This is a genomic window from Propionivibrio sp. (genome assembly GCF_016790145.1).
In the GTDB taxonomy this organism is placed as follows: domain Bacteria; phylum Pseudomonadota; class Gammaproteobacteria; order Burkholderiales; family Rhodocyclaceae; genus Propionivibrio.
In genome coordinates this window covers 1-6,294 of sequence record NZ_JAEUOI010000177.1, presented here as the reverse complement: position 1 = coordinate 6,294, position 6,294 = coordinate 1, and the positions used below count along the sequence as shown (strand labels likewise).

6 protein-coding genes and 1 pseudogene are annotated in these 6,294 nt (G+C 62.6%); 6 read left to right on the top strand and 1 reads right to left on the bottom strand.

All coding sequences use genetic code 11. The features are described from left to right. Positions 1–201: 201 nt before the first annotated feature. The 6 genes from JNM42_RS14890 to JNM42_RS14865 all read left to right on the top strand — a co-directional run bounded on the left by JNM42_RS14890 (position 202) and on the right by JNM42_RS14865 (position 6,065). A complete protein-coding gene (locus tag JNM42_RS14890) occupies positions 202–699 on the top strand; it encodes a hypothetical protein (protein WP_294271766.1) in 498 nt (165 codons plus the stop codon). A gap of 14 nt (positions 700–713) precedes the next feature. Then, positions 714–1,370 (top strand): hypothetical protein, encoded by a 657-nt coding sequence (locus JNM42_RS14885; RefSeq protein ID WP_294271761.1) that lies wholly within the window; start codon positions 714–716, stop codon positions 1,368–1,370. A 247-nt stretch (positions 1,371–1,617) separates the two neighbouring features. Beyond that, the gene (locus JNM42_RS14880; RefSeq protein WP_294271759.1) at positions 1,618–2,049 is read left to right on the top strand and encodes a hypothetical protein; all 432 of its coding nucleotides are present in this window, start codon (positions 1,618–1,620) and stop codon (positions 2,047–2,049) included. Positions 2,050–2,074: 25 nt separating this feature from the next. Further along, on the top strand, positions 2,075–3,352 hold the full coding sequence (locus JNM42_RS14875) for a hypothetical protein (RefSeq protein ID WP_294271756.1): 1,278 nt from the start codon (positions 2,075–2,077) through the stop codon (positions 3,350–3,352). After that, entirely contained in the window at positions 3,349–4,842 is a 1,494-nt protein-coding gene (locus JNM42_RS14870; RefSeq protein ID WP_294271753.1) for a hypothetical protein, read from the top strand. Before JNM42_RS14875 ends, JNM42_RS14870 begins: the two co-directional genes overlap by 4 nt. Next, a complete protein-coding gene (locus tag JNM42_RS14865) occupies positions 4,839–6,065 on the top strand; it encodes a hypothetical protein (protein WP_294271750.1) in 1,227 nt (408 codons plus the stop codon). The genes JNM42_RS14870 and JNM42_RS14865 overlap by 4 nt, the downstream gene beginning before the upstream one ends. 115 nt (positions 6,066–6,180) lie before the next feature. Here the strand turns inward: JNM42_RS14865 and JNM42_RS14860 are convergent. Further along, positions 6,181–6,294: pseudogene (locus JNM42_RS14860) on the bottom strand (IS110 family transposase); the annotation flags it as partial.

The following is a 6,294-nucleotide window of genomic DNA, read 5'->3' as shown; positions in this document are numbered from 1 at the left end:
AAACCTTCACTGATGTTAGAGGCACCAGGGGTGGTGCTTGGCAGAGTGGTGGCGCGCCGATTCGTTCTTTAACTGCCCATCGTGCCATTCTGGCTGCGAGAGTTATTTATTGCCATTCAGCCATACTTTTTCACGGTAATGGCAACCCTGGTAAGCGCCTGCGCGACCATAACCACGGGCTCCGGACAAACGGTGAATGTCTTGACAGATCCCGAAGGTGCGGCTTGTATCTTTCGACGAGATGGGGCGGTAATCGGCATCGTCAATCCGACACCCGGCGGGTTGAGCGTGACGAAGAGTCATTTGGCCATCGAAGTCGATTGCCGGAAGGACGGTTTTCTGGATGCGGTTGGCGCCGTTGGGCGACAGTTCCAGCCAATGACCTTCGGCAACATCATCCTGGGTGGACTCATCGGCGTCTTCGTCGATGCCGCAAGCGGCGCAACAGCGCAATACGACGCCAGCGTTTCAATACGTCTGACGCCGGCCGAATTCGAGGACGCTCTGTCCCGAGACAAGTTCTTCGACCTCCAGAGGGACACCCTGATCGATCAAGCCAAACTCGTCAAGGGACGCATTACCGCCACCTGCCAACCTGCCGATTGCGAGGCTCAACTCGGGCTTGCCGGGAACGAGGAACTGCGTGGGCTCGAGCGAATCGAGACCATGCGCAAGAGTGCAAGACTAAAATCTCCTTAGAGGATTCATAAACCATGAACAAAGCACTGATCGTTGCCGCATTTGCTCCTCTGTGTTTTATCGGAGGTTGCGCGTATACCGCGAACTACAACCCGTCTTACCTCGCCTCTGCCCGAAGACCGGTCGCGGAACCGTTTGAGGGTAAGGTTCTGATTGTGACCAGCGTTCAAGACGATAAATATGTCTACACTGGAAATCCGACCAGTTTCACTGGGTCGGCCACATCGTTGACCATCCCTGTCGGTAAAATCCTCAAGGAGTCCGCTGGCGCCGCATTTGCCGACGCATTCAAGGGAGGTGCCGATACGAAGAACGTGGAGACTGGCGATCCCGTAAGCCACACCGACAGCGGTAAATACGTAGCCCTCGTAACGCCCAAGCTTGTTTCGTACTCATATGAATACAACCAGGCCAAGAACCTGGGCTTTGCCATAACACCGACGGCTGTTGTCGTAACCGACGTGAGAATCATCGACCAGGATGGAAAAACCAGTTACCAGAAACAGTACGAATCCGGCCCCGTTGAGGGACCTGCATACATGATCAACATGAGCCCTCAGGAAGAGATCAACAAAGTCACTCACAAGGCCTTCTACGATATTTTTTCCAAGGCGGCAGCCGATATTGGACGGGAAACAGCAGCGCAAAAAAGCCATGCGGTCGCCAGATAACACGACACGTTGCCGGACAACTTTCGCGCAAGCGCATTGCCCTCTCTGCCAGAATCACTGAGCAGTGCCATTGAGGCGGCATCAAGGAAGAAAGAGGCCGCGAATTCGGCGATGAATTCGACGATTGACTGCGGCACCCGGCGTCAGCGATACTCCGCGTCAGCCCGTGGGATGACCTGTCCTTCGATGCCGTTCAAGCCCAGTGAGTTTTATCAACCGCAGCAAGCCCGCTGAAGGAGAGATCACCATGGCCTACGACGTAAGCCAGTTGTTGGCAATGTCCCAGACGCAGCTCGACGACCTGTTTCGCGCCAGCCCTGCAGGCGAGATACCCGATGGCCCGGCCGAAGGCACGGCGATCATCGCCCCCGGCACCCGCTACAGCGCAACGATCGCGAATTTCATCAACCATTTCGGCTGGCAAGGCAAAGTGTTCGACGCCAGCAAGGGCGTGCTCAAGAACAGGATTCTGGCCTTCGGTCTGGAAGCCATTCTGGCCAGGGTTTACACCGGGCCGAGCTGGCTCGACGGCAAGGATTGCATCGTGCTCGACTATTCCGAGACATCGATACTCGCGCATTATGTGCGCGACGAGATTCGCCTGATCGGCCCGGGTTTCTACCTCGGCAAGGTGTACCTGGGCAAAGAGCGCCTGATCGACTTCTGCCTCAAGTTCTGACGCCGTGACTCCACAAGCTCACTTCATGCTGGTGGCACCCCTCGCGGCCGGTCGCGAGGCCAGCCTGCGCGCGCTGCTGGTCACCATGAATGCCACGCCCGGCACCGCCGACCCGTGCAACGCCGTGCTGCCGTTTGCTGCCATCGAGCGGCTGCACTTCGCGCGCCTGGTGGTGCTCGACGATGCCTTGCAAGTCGACCTCGATACGCTCGGCATACCGCGGCCACGGCTGCCCACGGTTCTGAGCTTCATGGGTGACTGCGACGGCCCGGCGCACGAGGTCCTGGCCGAACTGGTGCAGCGTGCCGGCGAAGGCTTGCGCCGCATCTTTGCGCACTGCGAGGGCTTTGGCGCCGAAACCGATGTGCTGGCCTGGATGCAGGCGCACGACCGCCCGATCGCCGCCAGCTATGTCAACTGGGTGGGCCGCACGGTGCGGCAAATCAAGGAAGAGAGTGCCTTGCAACGCGTGCTCTCGGCCAGCGTGTCGCGCGCCCCGGTCAACTCAGCCGAACAGGCACGCGCCCTGCATGCCGGGTTGCGCGACTTGGTCAATGGCGAAGTGCGCGCCGGCCGCCTGCGGCTCACGCCACCGGAGCCGACGCCGCTGGCATGGCAGGTCGCCAAAATCGCCCACTTGCTGGCGGTACCGCTCGTCGGGCTGCTTGCACTGCCGTTCCTGATCGTTCTCTCGCCGCTGCTCGTTTATCTGCTGCGCACGCGGGAAAGCAGCGACCCCGAAATCTGCCCGCGCCCGCAAGCCAGTGCGCTGGCCGAACTGCAGGTGCTTGAAGACATTGACGTGAGCAACCAGTACACGGCGATTGGCGCGGTCAAACCCGGGCTGTTTCGCCGCTGGCTGGTGAGCGCGCTGCTGGTGTTGATCGACTACGCCTGCCGCCACGTTTTCACCTGCGGCTTTCTGGCCCGCGTGCAAACCATTCACTTCGCGCGCTGGGTATTCATCGACGACAAGACGCGCGTCGTGTTCACCAGCAATTATGACGGCAGCCACCAGGGCTACATGGACGACTTCATCAACAAGGTCGCCTGGGGCCTGAACCTGGTATTCAGCAACGGCGTCGGCTGGCCGCGCACGCGCTGGCTGATCCTCGGCGGTGCGCGCATCGAACAGGACTTCAAGCGCTACCAGCGGCGGCACCAGGTGCCGACCCAGGTCTGGTACAAGGCTTATCCCGGCCTGAGCCTGCACGACCTGACGCGCAACCAGCGCATTCGGGAAGGACTGGAGAACACGCAGATGAGCGATGCGCAAACACTGGCCTGGCTGAGGTTGCTATGAGTACGCGCACGGTCGAGTTCGACGACATCCAGGGCCTGTTGCGCTTCGGCTACAAGCATCAAACGCAGGCCAGCTTCCTGCTGCTTCAGGTCAAGGAGCGGGAAGCGGCGCGCGCCTGGCTCGCCAGCGTACCGGTAAGCAGTGCCATCACCGCCGATCCGCCGCCCGACACTGCACTGCAGTTAGCCTTGAGTCGCGACGGCCTGCAAGCGCTGGGCGTGGCCGATGACATCGTCAATGCCTTTTCGCCCGAGTTCGTCTCGGGGCTGGGCCGTGACGCCAGCCAGTCGCGCCGCCTCGGCGATGTGGGGGCCAACGCGCCCGAGCACTGGCAGTGGGGCGCAGGACAGCGCGTGCCGCATGTGCTGGTGATGCTTTATGCTCTGCCGGGCCGGCTGGCGGCTTTTCAGCAAGCTGTCGAGGCGCAAGTCGCCAGCGCCTTCGACATCCTGCTCAGGCTGCCGACCAGCGACATGGACGGCATCGAGCCCTTTGGCTTTGTCGATGGCATATCGCAACCCAGACTCGATTGGGAGCGCACGCGGGCCGTTCGCGACCAGGAGCAAGCGGCTTACGACAACCTCAGTTGCCTGGGTGAATACCTGCTCGGCTACCCCAACGAGTACGGCGGCTTCACCGACCGCCCCCTGCTCGACCCGCAGCGCGACCCGCAGGCGCTGCTGCCGCGCGCCGAAGACCGGCCGGCCGAGGCCGACCTCGGCCGCAATGGCAGCTACCTCGTGCTGCGCCAACTGCGGCAGGACGTGCACGGCTTCTGGCAGTTCGTCAATGCACAGGTCGGCGGCGATGCGGCGCAGCGCGAGCGCCTGGCTGCCGCGATGGTCGGGCGCACGCGCCAGGGCGTGCCGGTGGTCACGTCCAACGGTGATGCCGATGCCGGCAAGGATCTCAACGCCTTCGACTATCAGGCCGACACGCAGGGCGTGCGCTGCCCGCTCGGCGCCCACGTGCGCCGCGCCAACCCGCGCAATGCCGATCTGCCCAGCGGTGGGCCGGGACTGGTCTCGTGGCTCAAGCGCACGCTGGGCTTCGATGCGCAGGCGCGTGAGCGGGACCGCGTGGCCTCGACGCGCTTTCACCGCATGCTGCGGCGCGGGCGCGAGTACGGAGCGGCGGTCTCGATCGATCAGGCGCTGAGCGGCACGGGGAGCGCTTCCGACACCGGCCTGCATTTCATCTGCCTGGGTGCCAGCCTGGCGCGCCAGTTCGAGTTCGTGCAAAGCGCCTGGCTGGCCAGCACGCGCTTCGATGGCCTGCGCAACGAGAGCGATCCGCTGCTCGGCACGCGCGAGCCGACCGCCGACGGCTCGCCCACAAATGAATTCTCGATGCCCCAACCCGGCGGGCCCGACCGCCGCGTGTGCGGTCTGCCGCAGTTTGTCACCGTACTGGGCGGGGCCTATTTCTTCCTGCCCGGAATTCGGGCCTTGCGCTACCTCGCCAGCACGCGCTCACAAGGATCGCCATGAACTCGAACGCCAGCCGCCCCGTACCTCCCGCCGACACCGGCTCGGCCCTGCGCAACTGGGTGTCCGATACGCTGCTCAGGCTGATACAGGCCGAGCGCCGCATCGACCCCTTCATCCGGCCCGCCTTCGACGCCGTGTTGCGCGACCCGCTGGCGCGGCTGACCACGGCCCTCATCAACGCCCAGCGCCGCAACGAGGGCCTGAAGATCGCCGAGGAGAGATTGCTGCCCGGCGAAGAAGAGTTCGTCGATTCGATCATCGAAAGCTTTCGCCAGCAAGGCGCCAAGCTGTGGAAGCCCGGCGGCGTCGAGCGCGGCGGCAACACCAAGACGCAGGGCATCGTGCGCGCCGAGTTCATCGTGCATGAAGGCCTGCCCGCAGAATTCCGCCACGGCATATTTGCGCAGCCCAAAACCTACAAAGCCTGGGTGCGCTTCTCGGGCCCCGGCCCCTATGTCACGCCCGACATCGACGACGTCGGCTTCATGAGCATCAGCGTCAAGCTGATGGGCGTACCCGGCCTCAAGCTGATGGAAGAAGAGAAGTTCACGCAGGACATGTTTGGCGTCTCCCCGCCGACCTTCGTGACGCCCGACGTCCGCGCCAACGCGCAATTGCAGATCGAGAGCGTGAAGAACGCGCAGATCTTCTACTTTTTCAACCTGCACCGCCCGCATGTTCTTGATGCGATCATGCAAGGCTTATGGACCAAGACGCAGAGCAGCCCCTTGGAAGCACCGTACTTCAGTTGCGTGCCCTACCTGCTCGGCGAAGGCCAGGCCATGCAGTATTCGTTCTGGCCCAAGAGCAAGAAGCGCACGCCGATCCCGCGCCTGCCGCTGCGCCCGCCCGACGACTACCTGCGCAACGCAATGGTCGCCTCGCTGCAGGCCGGCGATGTCGATCTTGACGTGCGCGTGCAGTTGCAGACCGACCCGCACCTGATGCCGATCGAGAACGCCGCCGTGCTGTGGCCCGAGCGGCTCTCGCCGCGCGTGTCGGTGGCCACGCTGCGCATCCTGCGTCAGCGTTTCGATTCACCCGCGCAAATGGACTTTGCCAAGCGCCTCTCCTACAACCCCTGGCACAGCATCGCCGAGCACCGCCCGCTAGGCAACCAGAGCCGCGCGCGCCGCCGCATGTACTTCACGCTGTCGCAGTTGCGGCACCAGATGAACGCCGTTCCTCACTACGAACCTACGGGCGACGAAACCTTTTCTTAGGGGCACTGGCTAAATCAGGCCGATGCATGCCGGAAACCCGACGCTGACGACGAAGCGGATCAGCAATCCAGTAGGTCGGGTTAGCGTAGCGTCCCCCAAGCAACTGTGTTCCAAGTCAAGCATTTTGGGGACTCCACGGCGTATTATTTTTGAGTATCGTGTTCATGATTGTGAGCAGCTTTCGCATACAGGCGACGATAATGACCTTGCCGGGTTTGCCGGCCTGTTT

Excerpts from the sequence above, each read along its gene's own strand:
- JNM42_RS14875 (WP_294271756.1), top strand. The coding sequence starts at position 2,075 with ATGCTGGTGGCACCCCTCGCGGCCGGTCGCGAGGCCAGCCTGCGCGCG.
- JNM42_RS14885 (WP_294271761.1), top strand. The coding sequence starts at position 714 with ATGAACAAAGCACTGATCGTTGCCGCATTTGCTCCTCTGTGTTTTATC.
- JNM42_RS14870 (WP_294271753.1), top strand. The coding sequence starts at position 3,349 with ATGAGTACGCGCACGGTCGAGTTCGACGACATCCAGGGCCTGTTGCGC.
- JNM42_RS14865 (WP_294271750.1), top strand. The coding sequence starts at position 4,839 with ATGAACTCGAACGCCAGCCGCCCCGTACCTCCCGCCGACACCGGCTCG.
- JNM42_RS14880 (WP_294271759.1), top strand. The coding sequence starts at position 1,618 with ATGGCCTACGACGTAAGCCAGTTGTTGGCAATGTCCCAGACGCAGCTC.